This window comes from Pseudomonas sp. SB113 (assembly GCF_040754745.1).
In the GTDB taxonomy this organism is placed as follows: domain Bacteria; phylum Pseudomonadota; class Gammaproteobacteria; order Pseudomonadales; family Pseudomonadaceae; genus Aquipseudomonas; species Aquipseudomonas grimontii.
In genome coordinates, this window is the sequence record NZ_JBFMHW010000007.1 from 136,661 (window position 1) to 159,967 (window position 23,307).

At 61.3% G+C, this 23,307-nt stretch carries 25 protein-coding genes; all 25 read left to right on the top strand.

Annotation, left to right across the window (positions count from 1 at the left end; translation table 11 throughout):
* Nucleotides 1–208 precede the first annotated feature (208 nt).
* The 25 genes from AB1462_RS11680 (at nucleotide 209) to fliR (ending at nucleotide 23,307) form a co-directional block, all read left to right on the top strand.
* Complete coding sequence (locus AB1462_RS11680; RefSeq protein WP_367246758.1) at nucleotides 209–1,933, top strand: flagellin; 1,725 nt, start codon at nucleotides 209–211, stop codon at nucleotides 1,931–1,933.
* 74 nt (nucleotides 1,934–2,007) lie between these two features.
* Nucleotides 2,008–2,352 (top strand): flagellar protein FlaG, encoded by a 345-nt coding sequence (locus AB1462_RS11685; RefSeq protein ID WP_090400030.1) that lies wholly within the window; start codon nucleotides 2,008–2,010, stop codon nucleotides 2,350–2,352.
* 83 nt (nucleotides 2,353–2,435) lie between these two features.
* Nucleotides 2,436–3,803 (top strand): flagellar filament capping protein FliD, encoded by a 1,368-nt coding sequence (fliD, locus tag AB1462_RS11690; RefSeq protein ID WP_090400028.1) that lies wholly within the window; start codon nucleotides 2,436–2,438, stop codon nucleotides 3,801–3,803.
* 127 nt (nucleotides 3,804–3,930) lie between these two features.
* Nucleotides 3,931–4,320 carry a flagellar export chaperone FliS gene (gene fliS, locus AB1462_RS11695; RefSeq protein ID WP_034099507.1) on the top strand — a complete coding sequence of 130 codons (390 nt, stop codon included), beginning with the start codon at nucleotides 3,931–3,933 and terminating at the stop codon, nucleotides 4,318–4,320.
* 25 nt (nucleotides 4,321–4,345) lie between these two features.
* The gene (locus AB1462_RS11700) at nucleotides 4,346–4,642 is read left to right on the top strand and encodes a flagellar protein FliT (protein WP_090400026.1); all 297 of its coding nucleotides are present in this window, start codon (nucleotides 4,346–4,348) and stop codon (nucleotides 4,640–4,642) included.
* Nucleotides 4,643–4,813: 171 nt separating this feature from the next.
* A complete protein-coding gene (locus AB1462_RS11705) occupies nucleotides 4,814–6,289 on the top strand; it encodes a sigma-54 dependent transcriptional regulator (RefSeq protein ID WP_090400023.1) in 1,476 nt (491 codons plus the stop codon).
* A gap of 110 nt (nucleotides 6,290–6,399) precedes the next feature.
* Complete coding sequence (locus tag AB1462_RS11710) at nucleotides 6,400–7,611, top strand: ATP-binding protein (protein WP_090409760.1); 1,212 nt, start codon at nucleotides 6,400–6,402, stop codon at nucleotides 7,609–7,611.
* 4 nt (nucleotides 7,612–7,615) lie between these two features.
* Nucleotides 7,616–8,992, top strand: coding sequence for a sigma-54-dependent transcriptional regulator (locus AB1462_RS11715; RefSeq protein WP_367246759.1), 1,377 nt, complete (start codon nucleotides 7,616–7,618; stop codon nucleotides 8,990–8,992).
* A 128-nt stretch (nucleotides 8,993–9,120) separates the two neighbouring features.
* Nucleotides 9,121–9,450: a flagellar hook-basal body complex protein FliE gene (fliE, locus tag AB1462_RS11720; RefSeq protein ID WP_015885194.1), complete on the top strand. Its 330-nt coding sequence runs from the start codon at nucleotides 9,121–9,123 to the stop codon at nucleotides 9,448–9,450.
* 16 nt (nucleotides 9,451–9,466) lie between these two features.
* Complete coding sequence (fliF, locus tag AB1462_RS11725; RefSeq protein WP_053133228.1) at nucleotides 9,467–11,245, top strand: flagellar basal-body MS-ring/collar protein FliF; 1,779 nt, start codon at nucleotides 9,467–9,469, stop codon at nucleotides 11,243–11,245.
* A complete protein-coding gene (fliG, locus tag AB1462_RS11730) occupies nucleotides 11,238–12,257 on the top strand; it encodes a flagellar motor switch protein FliG (protein ID WP_048720872.1) in 1,020 nt (339 codons plus the stop codon). The genes fliF and fliG overlap by 8 nt, the downstream gene beginning before the upstream one ends.
* A gap of 10 nt (nucleotides 12,258–12,267) precedes the next feature.
* Nucleotides 12,268–13,032 carry a flagellar assembly protein FliH gene (gene fliH, locus AB1462_RS11735; protein ID WP_090400018.1) on the top strand — a complete coding sequence of 255 codons (765 nt, stop codon included), beginning with the start codon at nucleotides 12,268–12,270 and terminating at the stop codon, nucleotides 13,030–13,032.
* A complete protein-coding gene (gene fliI / locus AB1462_RS11740) occupies nucleotides 13,022–14,380 on the top strand; it encodes a flagellar protein export ATPase FliI (RefSeq protein ID WP_090400016.1) in 1,359 nt (452 codons plus the stop codon). Before fliH ends, fliI begins: the two co-directional genes overlap by 11 nt.
* A 3-nt stretch (nucleotides 14,381–14,383) precedes the next feature.
* The gene (gene fliJ / locus AB1462_RS11745) at nucleotides 14,384–14,833 is read left to right on the top strand and encodes a flagellar export protein FliJ (RefSeq protein WP_090400014.1); all 450 of its coding nucleotides are present in this window, start codon (nucleotides 14,384–14,386) and stop codon (nucleotides 14,831–14,833) included.
* 167 nt (nucleotides 14,834–15,000) lie between these two features.
* Complete coding sequence (locus AB1462_RS11750) at nucleotides 15,001–15,306, top strand: STAS domain-containing protein (protein WP_259193655.1); 306 nt, start codon at nucleotides 15,001–15,003, stop codon at nucleotides 15,304–15,306.
* Nucleotides 15,303–17,021, top strand: coding sequence for a SpoIIE family protein phosphatase (locus tag AB1462_RS11755; RefSeq protein ID WP_367246760.1), 1,719 nt, complete (start codon nucleotides 15,303–15,305; stop codon nucleotides 17,019–17,021). Before AB1462_RS11750 ends, AB1462_RS11755 begins: the two co-directional genes overlap by 4 nt.
* Before the next feature lie 30 nt (nucleotides 17,022–17,051).
* The gene (locus AB1462_RS11760; protein WP_090400007.1) at nucleotides 17,052–17,396 is read left to right on the top strand and encodes an Hpt domain-containing protein; all 345 of its coding nucleotides are present in this window, start codon (nucleotides 17,052–17,054) and stop codon (nucleotides 17,394–17,396) included.
* A gap of 104 nt (nucleotides 17,397–17,500) precedes the next feature.
* Nucleotides 17,501–18,853 (top strand): flagellar hook-length control protein FliK, encoded by a 1,353-nt coding sequence (locus AB1462_RS11765; protein WP_367246761.1) that lies wholly within the window; start codon nucleotides 17,501–17,503, stop codon nucleotides 18,851–18,853.
* A gap of 203 nt (nucleotides 18,854–19,056) precedes the next feature.
* Complete coding sequence (fliL, locus tag AB1462_RS11770) at nucleotides 19,057–19,563, top strand: flagellar basal body-associated protein FliL (protein ID WP_090400003.1); 507 nt, start codon at nucleotides 19,057–19,059, stop codon at nucleotides 19,561–19,563.
* A 9-nt stretch (nucleotides 19,564–19,572) separates the two neighbouring features.
* Entirely contained in the window at nucleotides 19,573–20,541 is a 969-nt protein-coding gene (gene fliM, locus AB1462_RS11775; RefSeq protein WP_027603859.1) for a flagellar motor switch protein FliM, read from the top strand.
* 55 nt (nucleotides 20,542–20,596) lie between these two features.
* Complete coding sequence (fliN, locus tag AB1462_RS11780) at nucleotides 20,597–21,064, top strand: flagellar motor switch protein FliN (protein ID WP_090400002.1); 468 nt, start codon at nucleotides 20,597–20,599, stop codon at nucleotides 21,062–21,064.
* A gap of 1 nt (nucleotide 21,065) precedes the next feature.
* On the top strand, nucleotides 21,066–21,500 hold the full coding sequence (gene fliO / locus AB1462_RS11785; protein ID WP_090400001.1) for a flagellar biosynthetic protein FliO: 435 nt from the start codon (nucleotides 21,066–21,068) through the stop codon (nucleotides 21,498–21,500).
* Complete coding sequence (gene fliP, locus AB1462_RS11790; RefSeq protein ID WP_090399999.1) at nucleotides 21,500–22,243, top strand: flagellar type III secretion system pore protein FliP; 744 nt, start codon at nucleotides 21,500–21,502, stop codon at nucleotides 22,241–22,243. Before fliO ends, fliP begins: the two co-directional genes overlap by 1 nt.
* 4 nt (nucleotides 22,244–22,247) lie before the next feature.
* Nucleotides 22,248–22,517 carry a flagellar biosynthesis protein FliQ gene (gene fliQ, locus AB1462_RS11795; protein ID WP_003214552.1) on the top strand — a complete coding sequence of 90 codons (270 nt, stop codon included), beginning with the start codon at nucleotides 22,248–22,250 and terminating at the stop codon, nucleotides 22,515–22,517.
* Nucleotides 22,518–22,521: 4 nt separating this feature from the next.
* The gene (fliR, locus tag AB1462_RS11800) at nucleotides 22,522–23,307 is read left to right on the top strand and encodes a flagellar biosynthetic protein FliR (protein ID WP_024076701.1); all 786 of its coding nucleotides are present in this window, start codon (nucleotides 22,522–22,524) and stop codon (nucleotides 23,305–23,307) included.

Sequence of the window (23,307 nt, forward strand, 5' to 3'; positions counted from 1 at the left end):
ATTGGCGCCAGAAAAGCCAATGAAACCGGGGTTTTTCGCGGGCCTAAGCCCTTGAATTGCAAGGGGTGGCACGGTGCTAGTAAAAAAATTCAAAAAAACCCTCAAGCAACTGGCTACCACGACGATAACTATTACGTAGGTTCTCTAGGCCACACCCGGCGGTTGCCAGGGCCGGAAGCCGCAGCATCCAATCAACGAGGATTTCGTCATGGCATTATCAGTAAACACCAACATCACTTCCCTGGGTGTCCAGAAGAACCTGAACAAAGCTTCCGACGCTCTGAGCCAGTCGATGAACCGTCTGTCCTCCGGCCTGAAAATCAACAGCGCCAAAGACGACGCTGCCGGCATGCAGATCGCCAACCGTCTGAACAACCAGGTCAAAGGCCTGAACGTTGCAATCTCCAACGCCAACAACGGCGTGTCGATTGCCCAGACCGCTGAAGGCGCGATGCAAGAATCCACCAACACCCTGCAGCGTCTACGTGAACTCGCCCTGCAAGCGGCGAACGGTGATAAAAGCGACGCTGACCGTGTTTCCCTGCAGCAGGAATTCACCGCTAAAGTGGGCGAGCTGAACCGTATCGCCAGCACCACCACCTTCGGTGGTCGTAACCTGCTGGACGGCTCGTTCAACAACGTAGCATTCCAGATCGGAGCGAATGCCAACGAGACTATCTCGTTCGGTATGACCGACATCAGCTCTACTGCGCTGAAAGGCAACTACAAAGAAGCAGCTGTAAACGGCACTGCGATGACTGGCTTGGCCGCTACTTCGACCGGTTCTGTACTGGGTGGCACTAAAGCCACTGTTACGGGCAGTGCTGCGGCACTGGCTACCGTGGCTACCGATGCATTTACCATCAACGGTACTGAAATCACTCTGGGTGTTGCTGCAGCTGGTAGCGCTGCAGGTACTGCCGCTGTTACCGCGATCAACGCTCAAACAGCTACTACTGGTGTGACTGCTACCGCTGATGGCGCTGGCGTCGTGAGTCTGACGTCGAAAAGTGCCATTACCCTGGGCGCTTCCGCTACCGGTGGTGCAACAGCTGGCCTGACCAAGCTCGGTCTGACCGCTGGCTCTACTCCTGCTACAAACACTACTCCAATTGGCACTACCGCAATGGGCGCAGTCGGTGGCGTTTCGGTCAACGGCAATGCTGTAGCTTGGACTGCTACCGATACATACGCCACTGTGTTGGGCAAAATTGCCACTGCTGCGGGTACTGGTGGCACCGCGACTTTGGTTGATGGTCGAGTCAAAGTAACGTCGGGCGGTGGTGCCGATATCAAGCTAGCCAACACCACCAGTGGTTCGCTGTCGCAGTTGGGTCTTTCGGCTGGTACCAGCCAAGCTAAACTGACCTCTGACACCTCCGTTTCTGTGAACGGCGTTGAAGTTAAGTTCAAGACTGGTGACACTGCTGACGCGATCGTTTCTTCGATCAACAGCGCCAGCACTGGTGTACAAGCCAGCAAAAATACTGACGGCACCCTGAACCTGTTCGCTGACAAAGACATTACTATTAAGGACGGCAGCGCCGGTACTGGCCTGGCTGCACTGGGTCTTACCGCTGTTGCTAACGCCGGCACCAAAACCGCTGTTACCATGGAAACCAGCGTTTCCGACCTGAACGTCCTGACTGCCGCTTCTTCGCAGCAGGCCATCCAGGCTCTGGACGACGCCATGCAGCAGATCGACAGCCAGCGTTCGCAGCTGGGTGCCGTACAAAACCGCTTCGCCAGCACCGTGGCCAACCTGCAGAGCATTTCGCAGAACTCCTCCGCTGCCAAAGGCCGCGTAGAAGACGCTGACTTCGCTTCTGAAGCTGCTGAGCTGACCAAGCAACAAACCCTGCAACAGGCTTCCACTGCGATCCTGTCCCAGGCCAACCAACTGCCATCCTCTGTTCTGAAGCTGCTTCAGTAATAGGCGACAGCGGTTAAATAACGGGAGGGTGCGTTTAACGTGCCCTTCCGTTTTTTCAGTTTGGAGGTGGTGACATGGACATGAGCATCAAGCTAAGTACTCCCTACGCCTCTGGTACAGCCCAGCCCAGCGCCGCACCGGTGCCCCAGGCAAAGACTGCAGCCAGCAGCGAACCGGTCAAGGGCGAGGAGCCGCAGCGCGTCGCGCTGGAAAAAGCGGTAACCGATATTCGCGAGTTTGTGCAGGCTTCACAGCGCAACCTGGATTTTTCCATCGATGACTCCACCGGCAAGGTGGTCGTCAAGGTGATCGCCACGGACAGTGGTGAAGTGATTCGACAGATACCCTCGGAGACTGCGCTGAAGCTGGCGCAGAACCTTAGCGATGCCAGCAGCTTGCTGTTTGATAGCAAGGCCTGAGTTGGCACGAAACATGTCTCTGATTGCGGTCAGAACGCATAAGCGCCAAAAAAACGGCCGCTGCAGGACAAGGAGAATGGCAAATGGCTAGTTCAACGATTTCCGGCCCAGGTTCGGGCTACGACACGCAAGCTATCGTCAAGGCGCTGGTGGGGGCTGAACAAGCGCCCAAGCAAGCGCAGATCACCAACGAGCAGAAAAAGGCCACCGTGCAGTTGTCGGCGGTTGGTTCGGTCAAGACGGCGTTGGAAGCCTACCAGGCGGCGATCACCAAGTTGAACAATGCCTCGGCGTTCAATGGGCTGGCGGCCACTTCTTCGGAAGAGAAAAATGCCAAGGTGACCTTGGCTGACGGCGCGTCCAGCGGCAAGTACGTGCTGAAAGTCACGAACCTGGCGACCGCGTCGAAAGTCACCACCGCAGTGAATGTGGACGGCGCGACGGGCAAGGCCAATAGCACCGACGAAGACCAGACGTTGACGATCAACCAGTCGGGCAAAAGCTATGACGTGGTGATTCCTGGCGGCGCAACCTTGCAACAGGTGCGCGAGTCCATCAATACTCAGCTTTCGTCCCAGGGCATCAGCGCCAACGTGCTGAGTGACTCCAACGGAGCACGTCTGGTACTGACGTCGACCAACATGGGCGAAGGCACCGACATCACCCTCAGTGGCGACTCGCAGCTGGCCACCGGGTATGACAAGGGCGCGGCCCCAAAAAATGCCAAGTACTTCATCGATGACGTTGAAATGTCATCCAACAGCAACAAGATCACGTCTGCGATCAGTGGCGTGACCCTGGATCTGCTGGACACGATTGACTTGACCAAGCCAACGACCATCACCGTGGCCAGCAACACCGACACGTTGAAAACCTCGGTACAGTCGTTCGTCACCGCGTACAACGCGCTGATGACAGCCGTCAATACCCAGACCAAAGTCACCGCCACCGGCGATGCCTCGACCACCACCGCAGGGGCGTTGACCGGTGATGCTTCGATGCGTCAACTGGTGAACAGCCTGCGTTCGGAGTTGGTCAGCGGTTCTGGTGCAGGCAGTATTTCCAGTTTGGCACAGATGGGTGTAACCACTGACCAGAAAACCGGGCTGTTGAGCCTGGATGACAAAACCTGGAACGCGGCAGTAGTTAAAGGCGCCGGCGATATCGCCAAGCTGTTCACGGGCGACACGGGCTTGATCACGCGGATGAACAAGGCGACCAACAGTTATGTCGGCACCACCGGCACGCTGGCGACCCGTGCCACCGATCTCAACAACAAGTTGACCGACTTGACCAAAGAGACGGATGACCTGACGCGGCGCATGGATGCCTTGCAGAAGTCCCTGACGGCCAAGTACACCGCTATGGACACCATGATCGCCCAGATCAACTCCAGCAGCTCCAGCATCATGACCACCCTCAACTCGCTGAACAATCCGAAGTCGAGCTGATGGACGGCGCGCCCGCGGCCCTGATTCAGGGCCCTGGCCCATGGTTCTGGATTAAAGTTTTTGTCGCCTCAGTCGAAAAACTGGTTAAGCAAACCTATTCGATTGTCGCCAGTAACGAGGTAGCAACATGAACCCGATGAGAGCCCTTCGCCAGTACCAGAAGGTCAATTCCCATGCTCAGGTCTCCGAGGCCAGCCCGCATCGCCTGGTGCAGATGCTGATGGAAGGTGGCCTGGATCGTATGGCGCAGGCCAAGGGGGCGTTGAGTCGCGGTGATATCGCCCAGAAAGGGCTGCTGCTGGGCAAGGCGATCGAAATTATCTCCGGCCTGCGCGATGGCCTGGAGCCGGAGAAAGCCGAAGATCCGGAAGCGATACAGCGTTTGGACGCCCTGTACAACTACATGGGCAATCGTCTGGTCGAGGCGAATCAAGTCAATGACGCCGAGATGATCGACGAAGTCGCCCGCCTGCTGATTACAGTCAAAACCGGCTGGGATGCCATCGCTCCACAATAAGGCGGATCGCCTTGAGGTACAGATCATGAGCCAAGCACTGCAACGCATCGACGAAACCCGCGAAGCCCTGATCGGCGCGCTGGCCGACCGCAATTGGGAGGCCGTTGGCGAGTTGGACCTGGGTTGCCGCGCGGTGATCGATGAGGTGCTCAGCGAAGCGCCGGTGGACGAAGATGCGCTGCGCGAGAAGCTTGAGAGCCTGTTGGTGGTATATCAGCAGTTACTGGAGGTGACGACAGGCGAGCGCCAGGCGATTTTTGAAGAGATGTCGCAGATCAACCAAGCGAAAAATGCGTCAAAGGTTTACCATCTGTTCGGCTGAACAGTCGCAGTTAATCCTACCGGCGCGTCATAAATTTGACCGTGCCAGCTTTTTTGACTTAACTAGTGCTGTTTTCAGATTTCAGACGTCTAGTAAGGTAAGAAGTCTTACAGGCGCCTCGATTGCCCACAATCTCGGGGCAGGAAGTTTTACTAGGGAAGTTGCTATTGCATGTGGCGTGAAACCAAAATTCTGCTGATCGATGACGATAGCGTCCGCCGCCGCGACTTGGCGGTGATTTTGAATTTTCTTGGCGAAGAAAATCTGCCCTGTGGCAGCCATGATTGGCAACAGGTGTCGAGCTCATTGTCATCGAGCCGTGAAGTCATTTGTGTGCTGATCGGGACGGTAAACGCTCCAGGTGGTGTTTTGGGCTTGTTAAAGACACTGTCTACCTGGGATGAGTTCCTTCCGGTGTTGCTAATTGGTGATATTTCTTCTGTCGAGCTGCCGGAAGACCAGCGCCGCCGCGTGCTTTCCAGTCTGGAAATGCCCCCCAGCTACAGCAAATTGCTTGATTCCCTGCACCGTGCCCAGGTCTATCGCGAGATGTACGACCAGGCCCGCGAGCGCGGTCGCCACCGCGAACCCAACCTGTTCCGCAGCCTCGTCGGCACCAGCCGTGCCATCCAGCACGTGCGCCAGATGATGCAGCAGGTGGCCGATACCGACGCCAGTGTGCTGATCCTCGGCGAGTCGGGCACCGGCAAGGAAGTGGTCGCGCGCAACCTGCACTACCACTCCAAGCGCCGCGACGGGCCTTTTGTGCCGGTCAACTGCGGGGCGATCCCGGCAGAGCTGCTCGAAAGCGAACTGTTCGGCCACGAGAAGGGCGCCTTTACCGGGGCGATCACCAGTCGTGCCGGGCGTTTCGAGCTGGCCAACGGCGGCACCCTGTTCCTCGACGAAATCGGCGACATGCCGCTGCCGATGCAGGTCAAGCTGCTGCGTGTATTGCAGGAGCGCACCTTTGAGCGCGTGGGCAGCAACAAGACCCAGAGCGTCGACGTGCGCATCATCGCCGCGACCCACAAGAACCTCGAAAGCATGATCGAGGTCGGCAGTTTCCGCGAAGACCTGTACTACCGCCTCAACGTATTCCCGATCGAGATGGCGCCGCTGCGTGAGCGCGTGGAAGACATCCCGCTGCTGATGAACGAACTGATCTCGCGCATGGAGCACGAAAAGCGCGGTTCGATCCGCTTCAACTCGGCCGCGATCATGTCCCTGTGCCGCCACGGCTGGCCGGGCAACGTCCGTGAACTGGCCAACCTGGTGGAACGCATGGCGATCATGCATCCCTACGGGGTGATCGGCGTGGTCGAGTTGCCGAAGAAATTCCGCTACGTCGACGACGAAGACGAGCAACTGGTCGACAGCCTGCGCAGCGACATGGAAGAACGCGTTGCCATCAACGGCCATGCCCCAGACTTCGGCTCCACCGCGATGCTGCCGCCCGAAGGCCTGGACTTGAAGGACTATCTCGGCAACCTCGAGCAGGGGTTGATCCAACAGGCCCTGGACGACGCCAACGGCATCGTCGCCCGTGCCGCCGAGCGCCTGCGTATCCGTCGAACCACCCTGGTGGAGAAGATGCGCAAGTACGGTATGAGCCGCAAAGAAGGTGATGAACAGGCAGATGATTGACGCCTGTTTTCCAAGCCGCTGATATTTCAGCGGTTTTTTTTCGGCACAACTATTGCTATAGCTCTCGCAACGTTCCGTTTAACTGACGGTCAGCCAAGCGAGAGAGCATGATGCCCCACGCCGCCCAACTATCTTCGACCCCTGCCATCCAGGGGCTGGTTCCGCCTGTAGAGCCGCCGACCCGCCAGGGTCTTGAACAGGCGTTCTCGCAGTTCAGCCAGATGTCGAGCCAACTGACCGACTCCTACAGCCTGCTGGAAGCCCGGGTCTCCGAGCTTAAAGGCGAGCTGGCGGTGGTCAGCGCCCAGCGCATGGAAGAGCTGGCCGAGAAAGAGCGCCTGGCCAACCGTCTGCAAAACCTGCTGTCGCTGTTGCCCGGTGGCGTGATCGTCATCGATGAAGACGGCCGCGTGCGTGAAGCCAACCCGGCGGCCTGCGACATGCTCGGCCTGCCGCTGGAAGGCGAGCTGTGGCGCCATGTCATCACCCGCTGCTTTGCGCCGCGTGAGGACGATGGTCACGAAATCTCCCTGAAAGACGGTCGTCGCCTGTCCATTGCCACCCGTTCCCTGGATGCGGAACCGGGCCAGTTGGTGCTGCTCAACGACCTGACTGAAACCCGTCACCTGCAAGACCAGTTGGCGCGCCATGAGCGTTTGTCGTCCCTGGGCAGGATGGTCGCTTCGTTGGCGCATCAGATCCGCACGCCGCTGTCGGCCGCGTTGATCTACGCCAGTCATTTGACTGATGAACAGTTGCCCGCCGCCACCCACCAGCGCTTTGCCGGGCGCCTGAAGGAGCGCCTGCATGAATTGGAGCACCAGGTGCGCGACATGTTGGTGTTTGCCCGCGGCGAATTGCCGCTGACCGACCGCGTGACGCCGGCCCAACTGATGCAGGCCCTGCAGGCTGCGGCCGCTACCCATATTCAAGACGTGCAAGTGCGCTGGCAGTGCGACAGCCACCTCGGCGAGCTGCTGTGCAACCGCGACACCTTGGTGGGCTCGCTGCTCAACCTGATCGAAAACGCCACCCAGGCCAGTGGCCCCGGTGCGCGGCTCAAGGTGCACCTGTACAACCGCGAGCAAACCTTGCGCCTGTGCATCAGCGACAGCGGCAGCGGCATCGACCCGCTGGTGCTCAAGCGCCTGGGTGAACCGTTTTTTACCACCAAGACCAACGGTACCGGCCTGGGCCTGACCGTGGTCAAGGCCGTGGCGCGTGCCCATCAGGGAGAATTGCAGCTGCATTCCCGCTTGGGGCGTGGCACCTGTGCATTAATGACCTTGCCGCTGTTTTCATGCGCGGCGAGCGCGGAGTAAGGATATGGCTATCAAGGTTCTGTTGGTGGAAGACGATCGCGCCCTGCGTGAAGCATTGGCTGACACGCTGCTGTTGGCGGGCCATGACTACCGGGCGGTCGGGTCTGCTGAGGACGCCTTGGAGGCGGTGGAGCAGGAAACCTTCAGCCTCGTGGTCAGCGACGTGAACATGCCCGGCATGGACGGCCACCAGTTGCTCGGCCTGCTGCGGGCGCGTCAGCCGCAACTGCCGGTGTTGCTGATGACCGCCCATGGCGCGGTGGAGCGTGCCGTGGACGCGATGCGCCAGGGCGCTGCGGATTACCTGGTCAAACCCTTCGAGCCTAAAGCCCTGATCGAACTGGTCGCGCGCCACGCCCTGGGCGTGATCCCGGCCCACGAAGGCGAGGGCCCGATTGCCTTCGAACCCGCCAGTGCCCAATTGCTCGAGTTGGCGGCCCGTGTGGCGCGCAGTGATTCCACGGTGCTGATCTCCGGCGAGTCCGGCACCGGTAAAGAGGTGCTGGCGCGTTATATCCACCAGCAGTCGACCCGCGCCAAACAACCGTTTATCGCCATCAACTGCGCGGCGATCCCCGACAACATGCTTGAAGCCACGCTGTTCGGCCACGAAAAGGGCTCGTTCACCGGCGCCATCGCGGCCCAGGCGGGCAAGTTCGAACAGGCCGATGGCGGCACCATTCTGTTGGATGAGATTTCGGAAATGCCCCTGGGCCTGCAAGCCAAACTGCTGCGGGTGCTGCAGGAGCGCGAAGTGGAGCGAGTCGGCGCGCGCAAGCCGATCCAGCTGGATATCCGCGTGGTCGCCACCACCAACCGTGACCTCGCCGGCGAAGTGGCGGAGGGGCGTTTCCGGGAAGACCTGTTCTATCGGCTCTCGGTGTTCCCGCTGGCCTGGCGACCGCTGCGTGAGCGCCCGGCAGACATCATTCCGCTGGCCGAGCGCCTGCTGAACAACCACGTCAAAAAAATGAAGCACGCCCAGGCGCGGCTGTCGGCCGAAGCCCAGGCCTGCCTGATCAGTTATCCATGGCCCGGCAACGTGCGGGAATTGGACAACGCCATCCAGCGCGCGCTGATTCTGCAGCAGGGCGGCTTGATCCAGCCCCAGGATTTCTGTCTGGCCATGGGCAGTGGTGCCGCGCCATTGCCGACGTTGGCGCCCGTGCCGGTGGTTGCAGAGGCTGAGTCTGCCGGCGCCCTGGGCGACGACCTGCGCCGCCGCGAATTCCAGATGATCATCGACACCCTGCGTGCCGAGCGCGGCCGTCGCAAAGAGGCCGCCGAGCGCCTGGGCATCAGTCCGCGCACCCTGCGCTACAAGCTGGCGCAGATGCGCGACGCCGGGATGGACGTGGAAGCGTATTTATTCGCCACGTAACCGGTAACAAGGTCGACAAGGTTTGTCGCCTTTTCTTACGAGTTGATACAGAGCTGGCACCCTTGTTGCTACCTCCCCTAGTAATCGCTGCGTAGTGTCAAAAATTTGCGGGTTGGAGAGAGAAGGTCATGAGCCAGGGTATTGAGTTCAATCGGTTGATGTTGGATATGCGCTCCATGCAAATGGATGCCATGGCTCAGCCGAAATCCGTCGCGCCAGCGCCGGAATTGGGCCAAAGCAGCTTCGCCGACATGCTCGGCCAGGCCATCAACAAAGTCAGCGACACCCAGCAAGCCTCCAGCCAGTTGGCCAATGCGTTCGAGATCGGCAAAAGCGGCGTGGACCTCACCGATGTGATGGTCGCCTCGCAAAAGGCCAGCGTCTCCTTCCAGGCCCTGACCCAAGTGCGTAACAAGCTGGTCCAGGCCTATCAAGACATCATGCAGATGCCGGTTTAAGGGCGAGATTTAAGTCATGGCAGAAGCAGTCTCCGACAACGTACCCGCCAAGGCAGACGGCAAGCCGCCGCTGTTTGGCCTATCGTTCCTGGAAAACCTCTCGGAAATGACCATGCTGCGTCAGGTGGGCCTGATGGTCGGCCTGGCTGCCAGCGTGGCGATTGGTTTTGCCGTAGTGCTGTGGTCGCAGCAACCTGATTATCGGCCGCTGTACGGCAGCCTGGCGGGCATGGATTCCAAGCAGATCATGGAAACCCTCGCCGCCGCCGACATCGCCTACACCGTGGAGCCCAACTCCGGCGCCTTGCTGGTCAAGGCCGACGATGTGGCCCGTGCGCGGATGAAGTTGGCCGCCGCCGGCGTGACCCCGTCCGACAGCAACATCGGTTTCGAGATCCTCGACAAGGATCAGGGCCTGGGGACCAGCCAGTTCATGGAAGCCACCCGCTACCGGCGTGGCCTTGAAGGCGAGCTGGCGCGCACCATTTCCAGCCTGAACAACGTCAAGGGTGCCCGCGTGCACTTGGCGATCCCGAAAAGCTCGGTGTTTGTGCGCGACGAGCGCAAGCCAAGTGCTTCGGTACTGGTCGAACTGTTTTCCGGCCGCTCCCTGGAGCCTGGCCAGGTCCTGGCGATCATCAATCTGGTGGCCACCAGCGTTCCCGAACTGAGCAAGTCGCAAATCACCGTGGTCGACCAGAAGGGCAACCTGCTGTCCGACATGGCCGAAAACTCCGCGCTGACCCAGGCCGGCAAGCAGTTCGACTACAGCCGCCGCATGGAAAGCATGCTCACCCAGCGTGTGCACAACATCCTGCAACCGGTGCTGGGCAATGACCGCTACAAGGCGGAAGTGTCTGCCGACGTGGACTTCAGTGCCGTCGAGTCGACCTCCGAGCAGTTCAACCCGGACCAGCCGGCCCTGCGCAGTGAGCAATCGACCAGCGAACAACGCACCGCCAGCAATGGCCCGCAAGGTGTGCCGGGTGCCCTGAGCAACCAGCCACCGGCCCCGGCCTCGGCGCCGCAAACCACCGGTGGCGCCGCAGCCACCGCTGGCGCGATCCAGCCTGGCCAGCCACTGTTGGATGCCAACGGCCAGCAGATCATGGACCCGGCCACCGGCCAGCCGATGCTCGCGCCGTACCCGGCGGACAAGCGCAACCAGTCCACCAAGAACTTCGAACTCGACCGTTCTATCAGCCACACCAAGCAGCAGCAGGGTCGCGTCAATCGCCTGTCGGTGTCGGTGGTGGTCGATGACCAGGTCAAGGTCAACGCCGCTGACGGTGCTGTAACACGTGCGCCGTGGAGCGCCGACGAATTGGCGCGCTTCACGCGCCTGGTGCAGGACGCCGTTGGTTTTGACGCCAGTCGTGGTGACAGCGTCAGCGTGATCAACATGCCGTTCTCCGCCGAGCGCGGTGAAGTGATCGCCGAAGCGGCGTTCTACACCCAGCCGTGGTTCTGGGACATCGTCAAGCAAGTGCTGGGTGTGTTGTTCATCCTGGTGCTGGTGTTCGGTGTGCTGCGCCCGGTGCTCAACAACATTACCGGCAACGGCAAGAAGCAACTGGCGGCCTTCGGTGGCAGCGATGTCGAGTTGGGTGGCATGGGCGGCCTGGACGGCGAACTGGCCAACGACCGCGTCAGCCTCGGCGGCCCGCAAAGCATCCTGTTGCCGAGCCCGAGCGAAGGCTACGACGCTCAGTTGAACGCAATCAAAAGTCTGGTAGCAGAAGACCCGGGCCGTGTGGCCCAGGTCGTGAAAGAGTGGATTAACGCAGATGAGTGATAGTCGAGCCGCTGTTGCCAAACTTACCAAGGTCGACAAAGCCGCTGTATTGCTGCTGTCCCTCGGTGAAACCGACGCCGCCCAAGTGCTGCGTCACATGGGGCCTAAAGAGGTCCAGCGTGTGGGCGTGGCCATGGCGCAGATGCGCAATGTGCACCGTGAGCAAGTCGAGCAGGTGATGAGCGAGTTCGTCGAGATCGTCGGCGACCAGACCAGCCTGGGCGTCGGCTCCGACAGCTACATCCGCAAGATGCTCACCTCGGCCTTGGGCGAAGACAAGGCCAACGGCCTGATCGACCGCATCCTGCTGGGCGGCAACACCAGTGGCCTGGACAGCCTCAAGTGGATGGAACCGCGCGCGGTCGCCGACGTGATCCGCTACGAGCACCCGCAGATCCAGGCGATCGTGGTGGCTTACCTCGACCCGGACCAGGCCGGTGAGGTCCTCGGCCACTTCGACCATAAAGTGCGCCTGGACATCATCCTGCGCGTGTCGTCGCTGAACACCGTGCAGCCGGCGGCCCTGAAAGAACTCAACACGATTCTCGAGAAACAGTTCTCGGGCAACTCGAACGCCTCGCGTACCACCTTGGGTGGTATCAAGCGCGCGGCCGACATCATGAACTTCCTCGACAGCTCGGTCGAAGGCCAGTTGATGGACTCGATCCGCGAGATCGACGACACCCTGTCCGGCCAGATCGAAGACCTCATGTTCGTGTTCAACAACCTCTCCGATGTCGACGACCGTGGCATCCAGGCGCTGCTGCGCGAAGTGTCCTCCGATGTGCTGGTACTGGCACTCAAGGGCTCCGACGAAGGCGTCAAGGAGAAGATCTTCAAGAACATGTCCAAGCGTGCCTCCGAGCTGTTGCGCGACGACCTGGAAGCCAAGGGGCCGGTACGCGTCAGCGACGTGGAAACCGCCCAGAAGGAAATCCTCACGATTGCCCGCCGTATGGCCGAAGCCGGAGAAATCGTTCTCGGCGGGAAGGGCGGCGAAGAAATGATCTAAGGCGCTGCTCATGTCGAACAAAGATGAGGCGCCCAGCGATCTGATTCGCGCACGGGACGTCGGTGGGTTCGACATCTGGTCGTTGCCCAGCTTCGATCCGCATGTGCCCGAGCCCGAGCCGGAACCGGTTGAAGAGCCGCCGGTGGAAATGGAAGAAGTGCCGCTGGAGGAAGTCCAGCCACTGACCCTGGAAGAGTTGGAGAGCATCCGTCAGGAGGCCTACAACGAAGGCTTCGCCGCCGGCGAGAAAGACGGTTTTCGCAGCACCACCCTCAAGGTGCGCCAGGAGGCCGAGGCGGCGCTGAGCGTCAAGCTGGAGAGCCTGGATCGGCTGATGGGCAACCTGTTCGCGCCCATCGCCGAGCAGGACTCGCAAATCGAAAAATCCATGGTCGGCCTGGTACAGCACATCGCCCGCCAGGTGATCCAGCGCGAACTGGTGCTGGATTCCAGCCAGATCGAAAGCGTGATGCGCGAAGCTCTCAAGCTGCTGCCCCTGGGCGTCGGCAATGTGCGGCTGTACATCAACCCGCAGGACTTCGAACAGGTCAAAGCGATGCGCGAGCGCCATGAAGAAACCTGGCGCATCGTCGAAGATGCGGCGCTGCAGCCCGGCGGTTGCCGGGTCGAGACCGAGCACAGCCGCATCGATGCCACGGTGGAAACCCGCATCAGCCAGATCATGGCCAAGCTGCTTGATCAGCAACACGAGCAGGCGCTGAACCCGGCCGAGCCGGACCTGAGCGTGGACCTGGACGCCCCCGATGCGCCTTGACCGCACCAGCTTCGCCAAGCGCCTGGGCGGTTACGCCGAGGCCACCGAGTTGCCCGGCCAGCCGATCCTCGAAGGGCGCCTGTTGCGCATGGTCGGCCTGACCCTCGAAGCCGAAGGCCTGCGCGCCGCCATGGGCAGTCGCTGCATGGTGATCAACGACGACAGCTATCACCCGGTGCAGGTCGAAGCCGAAGTGATGGGCTTTTCCGGCAACAAGATTTTCCTGATGCCCGTCGGCAGCCTGGCCGGTATTGCGCCCGGCGCCCGCGTGGTGCCCCTGGCCGATACCGGCCGCCTGCCCATGGGCATGAGCATGCTCGGCCGTGTGCTGGACGGCGCCGGTCGCGCGCTGGACGGCAAGGGCGGCATGAAGGCCGAAGACTGGGTGCCGATGGACGGCCCCACGATCAACCCGCTCAACCGCAACCCCATCAGCGTGCCGCTCGACGTGGGCATTCGCAGCATCAACGGTTTATTGACGGTCGGCCGCGGCCAGCGTCTGGGCCTGTTCGCCGGTACGGGTGTGGGTAAGTCGGTATTGCTCGGCATGATGACGCGCTTTACCGAGGCCGACATCATCGTGGTGGGCCTGATCGGCGAGCGGGGCCGCGAGGTGAAGGAATTCATCGAGCACAGCCTCGGTGAAGAAGGCCTCAAGCGCTCGGTGGTGGTCGCATCCCCTGCGGACGATGCGCCGCTGATGCGTTTGCGCGCGGCCATGTACTGCACGCGCATCGCCGAATATTTTCGCGACAAGGGCAAGAACGTCCTGTTGCTGATGGACTCGCTCACCCGTTTCGCCCAGGCCCAGCGGGAAATCGCCCTGGCCATCGGCGAGCCCCCGGCCACCAAGGGCTACCCGCCGTCGGTGTTCGCCAAGCTGCCCAAGCTGGTGGAGCGCGCCGGTAATGCCGAGGCCGGTGGTGGTTCGATCACCGCGTTCTACACCGTATTGTCCGAAGGCGATGACCAGCAGGATCCCATCGCCGACTCGGCGCGGGGCGTGCTTGACGGCCACATCGTGCTGTCGCGGCGTTTGGCGGAGGAGGGGCACTACCCGGCCATCGACATCGAAGCGTCGATCAGCCGGGTGATGCCGTCGGTGGTCACGCCGGAGCATATGGCCCGCGCGCAGCAGTTCAAGCAGCTGTGGTCGCGTTATCAACAGAGTCGCGATCTGATCAGCGTCGGCGCCTATGTGGCCGGTGGTGATCGCGACACCGACCTGGCGATCGCCCTGCAACCGCAGTTGGTGACCTACTTGCGCCAGGGCCTCAACGACAAGATCAGCATGGGTGAAAGCGAAGCGCACCTGGGTTCGATCTTCGCCCCCGCGCCGGGCGGCTAAGCCATGGCCAACAGCCGCGCTGCGCGCCTGGCCCCGGTGGTGGACATGGCCGAAAAAGCCGAGAAAACCGCCGTCCAGCGCCTGGGGTATTTCCAGGGGCAAGTGCGTTTGGCGGAAAGCAAGCTGGGCGACCTTGAGCGCTTCCGTAGCGAATACCAGCAGCAATGGATCGAACGCGGCACGCAAGGTGTGTCGGGCCAATGGCTGATGAGTTACCAGGGCTTTCTCAATCAGCTCGAAACGGCCGTCGGCCAGCAGCGCCAAAGCCTGGCCTGGCACCAGAACAACCTCGACAAGGCTCGCGAGAGCTGGCAGCAAGCCTTTGCCCGCGTCGAGGGCTTGCGCAAACTGGTGCAGCGCTACATCGACGAAGCGCGGGCATTGGAAGACAAGCGCGAGCAGAAGCTGCTCGACGAACTATCACAGCGTCTTCCCCGCCAATCACAATTCTGAATGGGGGAGGGGGCTTGCTCCCGATAGCGGTAGATCGGCCAATGAGTTTGTTGACTGATCCACGGCTATCGGGAGCAAGCCCCCTCCCGCATTTGACTTGCGGTGTTGCTGGTATCCCATTCGCCTGCTACACCTTGTGTCTATGCCTATGACAAGGAAGCAGTCGCATGTCAATCGAGTCAGAAGTATCCCTGGACGGGAAGAAGTTGACGATCGCCATCAAGGGCCGGTTCGATTTCGGCAGCCACCAGGCGTTTCGCGACGCCTACGAGCGTTACTACAAGGTGCCTGATTCGTATGTGGTCGACCTGAAAGAAACCACCTATATGGACAGTTCGGCCCTGGGCATGCTCCTGCTGTTGCGGGACCATGCCGGTGGCGAGGAGGCGGAGGTCCAGGTGATCAACACCAACTCCGATGTGCGCAAGATCCTCGCCATCTCCAACTTCGATAAATTGTTCGACATCAATTGAGCGCCCTGGCCCCCGCGGTCGAGCCGCTGACGATCCTGATCGCCGAAGACAGCGCCGCCGATCTGCTGTTGCTGTCGACCATCGTGCGACGCCAGGGTCACCACGTGATTACCGCCAGCAACGGCGAGGAAGCCGTTGAAGTGTTCGCCCGTGAGCGTCCGCAACTGGTGTTGATGGACGCATTGATGCCGGTGATGGATGGCTTTGGTGCTGCGCGCCAGATCAAGCAGTTGGCGGGGGAAGAGCTGGTCCCCATCATCTTCCTCACGTCCTTGCGCGAAAGCGCCGCCCTGGCCGAATGCCTGGATGCCGGCGGCGATGACTTCCTGCCCAAACCCTACAACCAGCTGATCCTGGCGGCCAAGATCAACGCCATGGATCGCCTGCGCCGCCTGCAAGCCACGGTGTTGCAGCAGCGTGACCAGATCGCCAGGCACCATGACTACCTGCTGCGTGAGCAACGGGTGGCCAAGGCGGTGTTCGATAAAGTCGCCCACTCCGGCTGCATCAACGCGGCGCCGAATATCCGCTACCTGCAATCGCCCTATGCGCTGTTCAACGGCGACCTGCTGCTGGCGGCGTACACGCCGTCGGGTGACATGCACGTACTGCTCGGCGATTTCACCGGCCATGGCCTGCCGGCAGCGGTGGGCGCCATGCCCCTGGCTGAAGTGTTCTACGGCATGACCGCCAAGGGCTATGGCCTGGCGCAGATCCTGCGGGAGATGAATGCCAAGCTCAAACGCATCCTGCCGGTGGACATGTTCTGCTGCGCCACCTTGTTGTGCCTGAGCACGCAGCGGCGGGTGGTGGAGGTGTGGAACGGCGGCATGCCCGAAGGCTATGTGCATGAAGTCGCCAGCGGCAAGCGCACGCCGTTGCAGTCGCGGCATTTGCCGTTGGGGGTGCTGGCGGCGCCAGCCTTTGATGATTGCACCGAAGTCTGGCCGATGGCCCTGGGTGACCGGGTGTTCCTGTTGTCCGATGGGGTGCTGGATACCGCCGACGCCAATGACCAACTGTTTGGCGCCGAGCGCTTGCAGCAGGTGTTTGCCGCCAACCGTGAGCCCGACCGCCTGTTCGACGACATCGAGCAGGCCCTGGCGGCCTTTTGCGGCGTGGCGCGCGATGACGTGAGCATGGTGGAGATCACGCTGGGTCCCGGGCAGCCGCTGCGGGCGACCGGGCCGTTGTATGCTGACAGCGGCCAGTCGTGCCCGCTGGATTGGTCGGTGAGTTTCGAATTTCGTGCCGAAACCCTCAAGCGTTACAACCCCTTGCCCTACCTGTTGCAACTGCTGCTGGAGATCCAGGGGCTGCGCGAGCAGAGCGGGGCGCTCTACAGCGTAATGGCCGAGTTGTACTCCAATGCGTTGGAACATGGTGTGCTGGGCCTGGACTCGCGGCTCAAGCGCGATGCCCAGGGTTTTGCCGAGTATTACCGTCAGCGCAATGACCGCCTGGCCCAGTTGAGCAGTGGTTATGTGCGCGTGCATGTACAGGTGGTGCCCACCGAGGCGGGCGGCAAGATGACCCTGCGCCTTGAAGACAGCGGGCCAGGGTTCGACGTGGAGCAAGTGCTGGCCCGGCCGCAGGACATCGACCGGCTGTCCGGCCGAGGCCTGAACCTGGTGCGCCAATTGAGCAGCGAGGTGCGCTGGTCCGATGGCGGGCGCAGTGTGTGCGTAGAGTTTTGCTGGGGGGCTCTGGCATAATCCGCCGATTCTTGATCAAGGAGCGAGCAAGTGGTTGATATTCATCTGGACCCGGCGGTGTTATCGGGTTTGCAGGAAGTCATGGAAGGCGAGTACCCCAAGTTGCTCGCGACCTTCCTCGACGATTCCCAGAAGCGCATCGAAGCCTTGCGCCAGGCGCGGGACGATGCCAAGGCGCTGGGCCGGATTGCGCATAGTTTCAAGGGCAGCAGCGGCAACCTTGGCGCGGTGCGATTGGCGCAGTTGTGCCAGCGGTTGGAGGCTGAGTCGGTTGAGGCGGCGGCAGACCTGGGGGCGTTGGTCGATCAGATTGATCACGAGTTTGCGTTGGTGAAACCGATGTATGAATCGGAGCGGCAGCGGTTTCAGATTTGATGATCGTTCCCGCGCAGCGCGTGGGGAATGATCAACCTGGCCCGACTCTTGCTCTACCTCCTGATACTGCATCCCCGATCCCCATGCAGTGGAGACCTTTACCTATGCCAGTCGCCCCGAATTCGCTTCTTCAGGCTGCCCCTGCGGCCAAGCCTCAAGCGCCTGCCGTCAATCCTCCGGCAGTGGCTGCGGACCCACGGGACAAGGGCCCTGGCTTCGCTCAAGTGTTCGCCAGCCAAGGTTCCAAGCCCACGGTCAAGGCCGATGACAACTCGGCCAAGCCCACGCGGGACAAGCCTGCCGATGCCAGCGCCAAGCCTGCGGCGGGCAACGACAAACCTGCCGCCAGCACGCCAGCGGTTGCCGATAGCGGCAATACCTTGCCTGCCAAGCCACCGGCAGCGTCCGACGACACTGCCAGCAAGGATGACGAGGCACCCGTCGATCCGGCCCTGGCGCAGCAGCCTCCGGTGGACCCGGTGGTCGATCCGGCATTGATTGCCACGGTCACCCCGGTGGTGGTGCCGGTGCCGGTGGAAACCCCGGCACCCGTTGCCGCTGCCAAGGATGACAAGGCGGCGCCGGTGGTTACCGCGCCAATCGCCGCGACCGAGGAAGCCAAGCCGGCCTTCGATCCCGAGGCCGATCCCCTGGACGCCATGCCGGCCGTACGCCTGGCGATGGAGCAGGGCGGGCATGTGTCGGCCAGCAGCCAGGCGCCGGCCAAAACCGCACCGACGACTACCCAGGACCAGCCAACCGCCGCACAGAACTTTGCCGCCGGCCTGGCGACCATGGTCGACCAGCAAGCCACCAAGGACAGCACTGGCCAGGGCGGCGACAAGGCCTTCAGCGGCTTGATCGAAGGCGGCCTCAAGGACTTGAAAGAGGCCAGCAGCGACACCCGCGTCGATGACTTCGCCAATCGCCTGGCCGCATTGACCCAGGCGGCCACGCCGAAAACCGCGAATGCCTTGCCGCCGGTGACGAATGCGCCGCTGGCCATGCACCAGAGCGGCTGGACCGACGAGATCGTCAACCGCGTGATGTACCTCTCCAGCGCCAACCTCAAATCGGCGGAGATCCAGTTGCAGCCGGCTGAACTCGGTCGCCTGGACATCAAGGTCAACATGACCGCCGACCAGCAGGCCCAGGTCAACTTCATGAGCGCCCACCCGGTGGTGCGCGAAGCCCTGGAAAGCCAGTCCGGTCGCTTGCGCGAGATGTTCGCCCAGCAGGGCATGGGGCAGGTGGATGTGAACGTGTCCGACCAGTCCCGTGGCCAGGAGCAGCAGCAACAGCAGGCCCAGACCCAGACCCAGACCCGTGGTGTGAGCGGTAGCGGCGGGCGCGGTGGAGATAACGGCGACAGCGGCAACCACATTGATGTGGCTGAAGCAGTGGCGCCCGTGACTTCGACGGTGATCGGCTCCAGCGCCGTCGATTACTACGCCTGACGTGAGTCCGGCATAGGACAAAATGTGGGAGGGGGTGTCAGTTCATACAGCAGTTGACTGATACACCGCTATCGGGGGCAAGCCCCCTCCCACATTTGATTTGTGGTGTTCCTTCCTCGGCGCTTGCCAGACAACTCTGGCATAACACTTGCTCTTGCCTTTCCGTAGATCTATGAATCCCCGAATAGTGACGGATTATTGGCATGGCGAAGAGTGACGACGCAGCAAAAGCACCCGCACCGGCAGGCAAAGGCAAGCTCAAGCTTATCCTGATGATTGTCGTGGGCCTGCTCCTGGCCATCGGTGCCTCTGTAGGCGGCACCTGGTACATCATGCACAGCAGTGCCAGCAAGCCGGCACCTGTCGCCGAAACTGCCGGTAACGTCAAGCAACCGGCAATCTTCGAGCCGATGCTTCCGGCCTTTGTCGCCAACTTCAACCAGAACGGTCGCCAACGCTACCTGCAAGTGAGCATCACCTTGCTGGCGCGGAATGCGGCGGACCTGGAGGCTCTCAAGGAGCACATGCCAGTGATCCGCAATAACCTGGTGATGCTGTTCTCCGGGCAGAGTTTCGACGCCCTGGCCACCCCGGTGGGCCAGGAAATGCTGCGCCAGAAGGTCACTGCCAGCGTGCAGGAAGTGGCCCAGAAGGAGCTCGGCAAAGTCGTGATCGAGCAGGCGCTCTTCACTAATTTCGTATTGCAGTAGGATCACCACATGGCCGTGCAGGACCTGCTGTCCCAGGATGAAATCGACGCGCTGTTGCATGGCGTCGACGACGGTCTGGTACAGACCGAAATGGCTGCCGAGCCCGGCAGCGTCAAAAGTTATGACCTGACCAGCCAGGATCGCATCGTCCGTGGACGCATGCCGACCCTGGAGATGATCAACGAACGTTTCGCCCGTTACACCCGGATCAGCATGTTCAACATGCTGCGCCGTTCGGCGGACGTGGCGGTGGGCGGTGTGCAGGTGATGAAGTTCGGCGAGTACGTGCACTCGCTGTACGTACCCACCAGCCTCAACCTGGTCAAGATCAAGCCACTGCGCGGTACCGCGCTGTTCATCCTCGACGCCAAGCTGGTGTTCAAGCTGGTGGACAACTTCTTCGGCGGTGACGGCCGTCACGCCAAGATCGAAGGCCGTGAATTCACCCCCACCGAGTTGCGCGTGGTGCGCATGGTGCTGGAACAGGCCTTCATTGACTTGAAGGAAGCCTGGCAGGCGATCATGGAAGTCAATTTCGAGTACATCAACTCGGAAGTGAACCCGGCCATGGCCAACATCGTCGGGCCGAGCGAGGCCATTGTGGTGTCCACGTTCCACATCGAACTCGATGGCGGTGGCGGCGACCTGCACGTGACCATGCCGTACTCGATGATCGAGCCGGTACGCGAGATGCTCGACGCCGGCTTCCAGTCCGACCTCGATGACCAGGACGAACGCTGGGTCAAGGCCCTGCGCGAAGACCTGCTGGACGTCGACGTGCCGCTGAGCGCCACCGTGGCCCGTCGCCAGTTGCGCCTGCGGGATATTTTGCACATGCAGCCGGGGGACATTATCCCGGTCGAATTGCCGGACGAAATGATCATGCGCGCCAACGGCGTGCCGTCGTTCAAGGTCAAGCTCGGTTCCCACAAGGGCAACCTCGCTTTGCAAGTGGTTGAGCCGATCAATCGTCGCTAGCCACACCTATTGATGCGCCCCTATTTATGAATGTTTGCTCCGCCGAGGACATGTAATGGCTACCGAACACGAAAACACTTCCGCCGAAGACCAGGCCCTGGCTGACGAATGGGCTGCGGCCCTGGAAGAAACCGGCGATGTTGGCCAGGACGATATCGACGCACTGCTGGCCGCCGACGCCGCCACTGCGCCAGCGGGTAACCGTTTGCCCATGGAAGAATTTGGCAGCGTGCCGAAGAACCACGACCCGGTGACCCTCGATGGGCCGAACCTGGACGTGATCCTCGACATCCCGGTGTCGATCTCCATGGAAGTGGGCAGCACCGACATCAACATCCGCAACCTGCTGCAACTCAACCAGGGCTCGGTGATCGAGCTGGATCGCCTGGCCGGTGAGCCGCTGGACGTGCTGGTCAACGGCACCCTGATCGCCCACGGCGAAGTGGTGGTGGTCAACGAAAAGTTCGGCATCCGCCTGACCGACGTGATCAGCCCAAGCGAACGCATCAAGAAGTTGCGCTGATATGAAACGGCTGATGGTGGGACTGTTAGCCGCGTTGCCATTGGCGGCGTGGGCGGCGGAGCCGGTGGCTCAAGCTGCCGCTGCGCCGGTCGGCGGCAGCGTTGGCGGGCAACTCACCCAGCTGGTGCTGGGCCTGTTGCTGGTGGTCGGCTTGATCTTCGTGTTGGCCTGGCTGATGCGTCGCGTGCAGAACATCGGCCCGGGCAATGCCCAGGTCATCGAAATGATCGGCTCGCGCGCCCTCGGCCCGCGTGATCGGCTGGTGCTGGTGCAAGTGGGCGAGGAACAGATACTGCTGGGCATTACCCCTGGCCGAATCACCCCGCTGCACGTGCTCAAGACCCCGGTGCAAACCACCCAGTCCCAGCCTGCCACGCCAGAATTCGCCCAGCGCCTGATGGAGTTGCTGGGCAAGGATCAGAAGGATAAGAAGTAATGCGCGTTTTATTGACGCTCATGCTGTTGCTGGCCGCGCCGTTGGCGTTTGGCGCCGACCCGTTGTCGATCCCGGCGATTACGCTGGGTACCAACGCGGCGGGGGCCCAGGAGTATTCGGTCAGCCTGCAGATCCTGCTGATCATGACCGCGCTGAGTTTTATCCCGGCGTTTGTCATGCTGATGACCAGTTTCACGCGGATCATCATCGTGTTCTCGATCCTGCGTCAGGCCCTGGGCTTGCAGCAGACGCCGTCGAACCAGATCCTCACCGGCATGGCCTTGTTCTTGACGCTGTTCATCATGGCGCCGGTGTTCGACAAGGTGAACCAGCAAGCCCTGCAGCCGTACCTGGCAGAGAAAATGACCGCCCAGGATGCGATCGACAAGGCCCAGGGCCCGATCAAGGACTTCATGCTGTCGCAGACGCGCTCCAGCGACCTTGAGCTGTTCATGCGGCTGTCCAAGCGCACCGACATCGCGACCCCGGACCAGGCGCCGCTGACCATCCTGGTGCCGGCGTTCGTCACCTCGGAACTGAAGACGGCGTTCCAGATCGGCTTCATGATCTTTATCCCGTTCCTGATCATCGACCTGGTGGTGGCGAGCGTGCTGATGGCCATGGGTATGATGATGCTGTCGCCGCTGATTATTTCATTGCCATTCAAGATCATGCTGTTTGTGCTGGTGGACGGCTGGGCGCTGATTATCGGCACCCTGGCCAGCAGTTTCGGAGGCGTATAGCGCCATGACCCCAGAAGTCGCCGTCGACCTGTTCCGTGAAGCGCTATGGCTGACCACCATGATGGTTGCCGTGCTGGTGGTGCCGAGCCTGTTGGTGGGCCTGCTGGTGGCGATGTTCCAGGCCGCGACCCAGATCAACGAACAGACCTTGAGCTTCCTGCCGCGCCTGCTGGTGATGCTGATCACGCTGATCGTCGCCGGCCCCTGGTTGGTACAGACCTTCATGGAATACATCCTGCAGCTGTACGGCAGTATTCCGCAGTTGATCGGCTGACCCGATGCAGTCTTTGCTGGCATTGACCGACACCCAGATCAGCACGTGGGTGGCCTCTTTCATCCTGCCGTTGTTTCGCGTGACGGCGGTGCTGATGAGCATGCCGGTGTTCGGTACCACCCTGGTACCGCGCCGTATCCGCCTGTATTTCGCGGTGGCGATCACCGTGGTGTTGGTGCCGGGCCTGCCGCCAATGCCGCCCGTCAATGCACTCGACCTCAGTGCCCTGATGCTGATCGCCGAGCAGATCCTGATCGGCTCGCTGCTGGGCTTCTCGCTGCAACTGTTTTTCCAGGCGTTCGTGATCGCCGGGCAAATTATCTCGATCCAGATGGGCATGGGTTTCGCGTCCATGGTCGACCCCACCAACGGCGTGTCGGCGGCGGTGATCGGGCAGTTCCTGACCATGCTGGTGACCTTGCTGTTTCTGGCAATGAACGGCCATCTGGTTGTGTTCGAGGTGCTGACCGAAAGCTTCACCACCTTGCCGGTGGGGTCGGGGCTGGTGGTCAATCATTTCTGGGAGCTGGTGGGACGCCTCAGTTGGGTGCTCGGTGCCTCGCTGTTGCTGGTGCTGCCGGCGATCACGGCGTTGCTGGTGGTCAACATCGCTTTTGGCGTCATGACTCGCGCGGCGCCACAGCTGAACATCTTCTCGATTGGTTTCCCCCTGACCCTGGTGCTGGGCATGGGGATTTTCTGGGTCGGCATGGCTGACATTCTCAATCAGTATCAACCGCTGGCGACCGACGCCTTGCAGTTCTTACGTGATCTGGCACGGGCGCGCTGA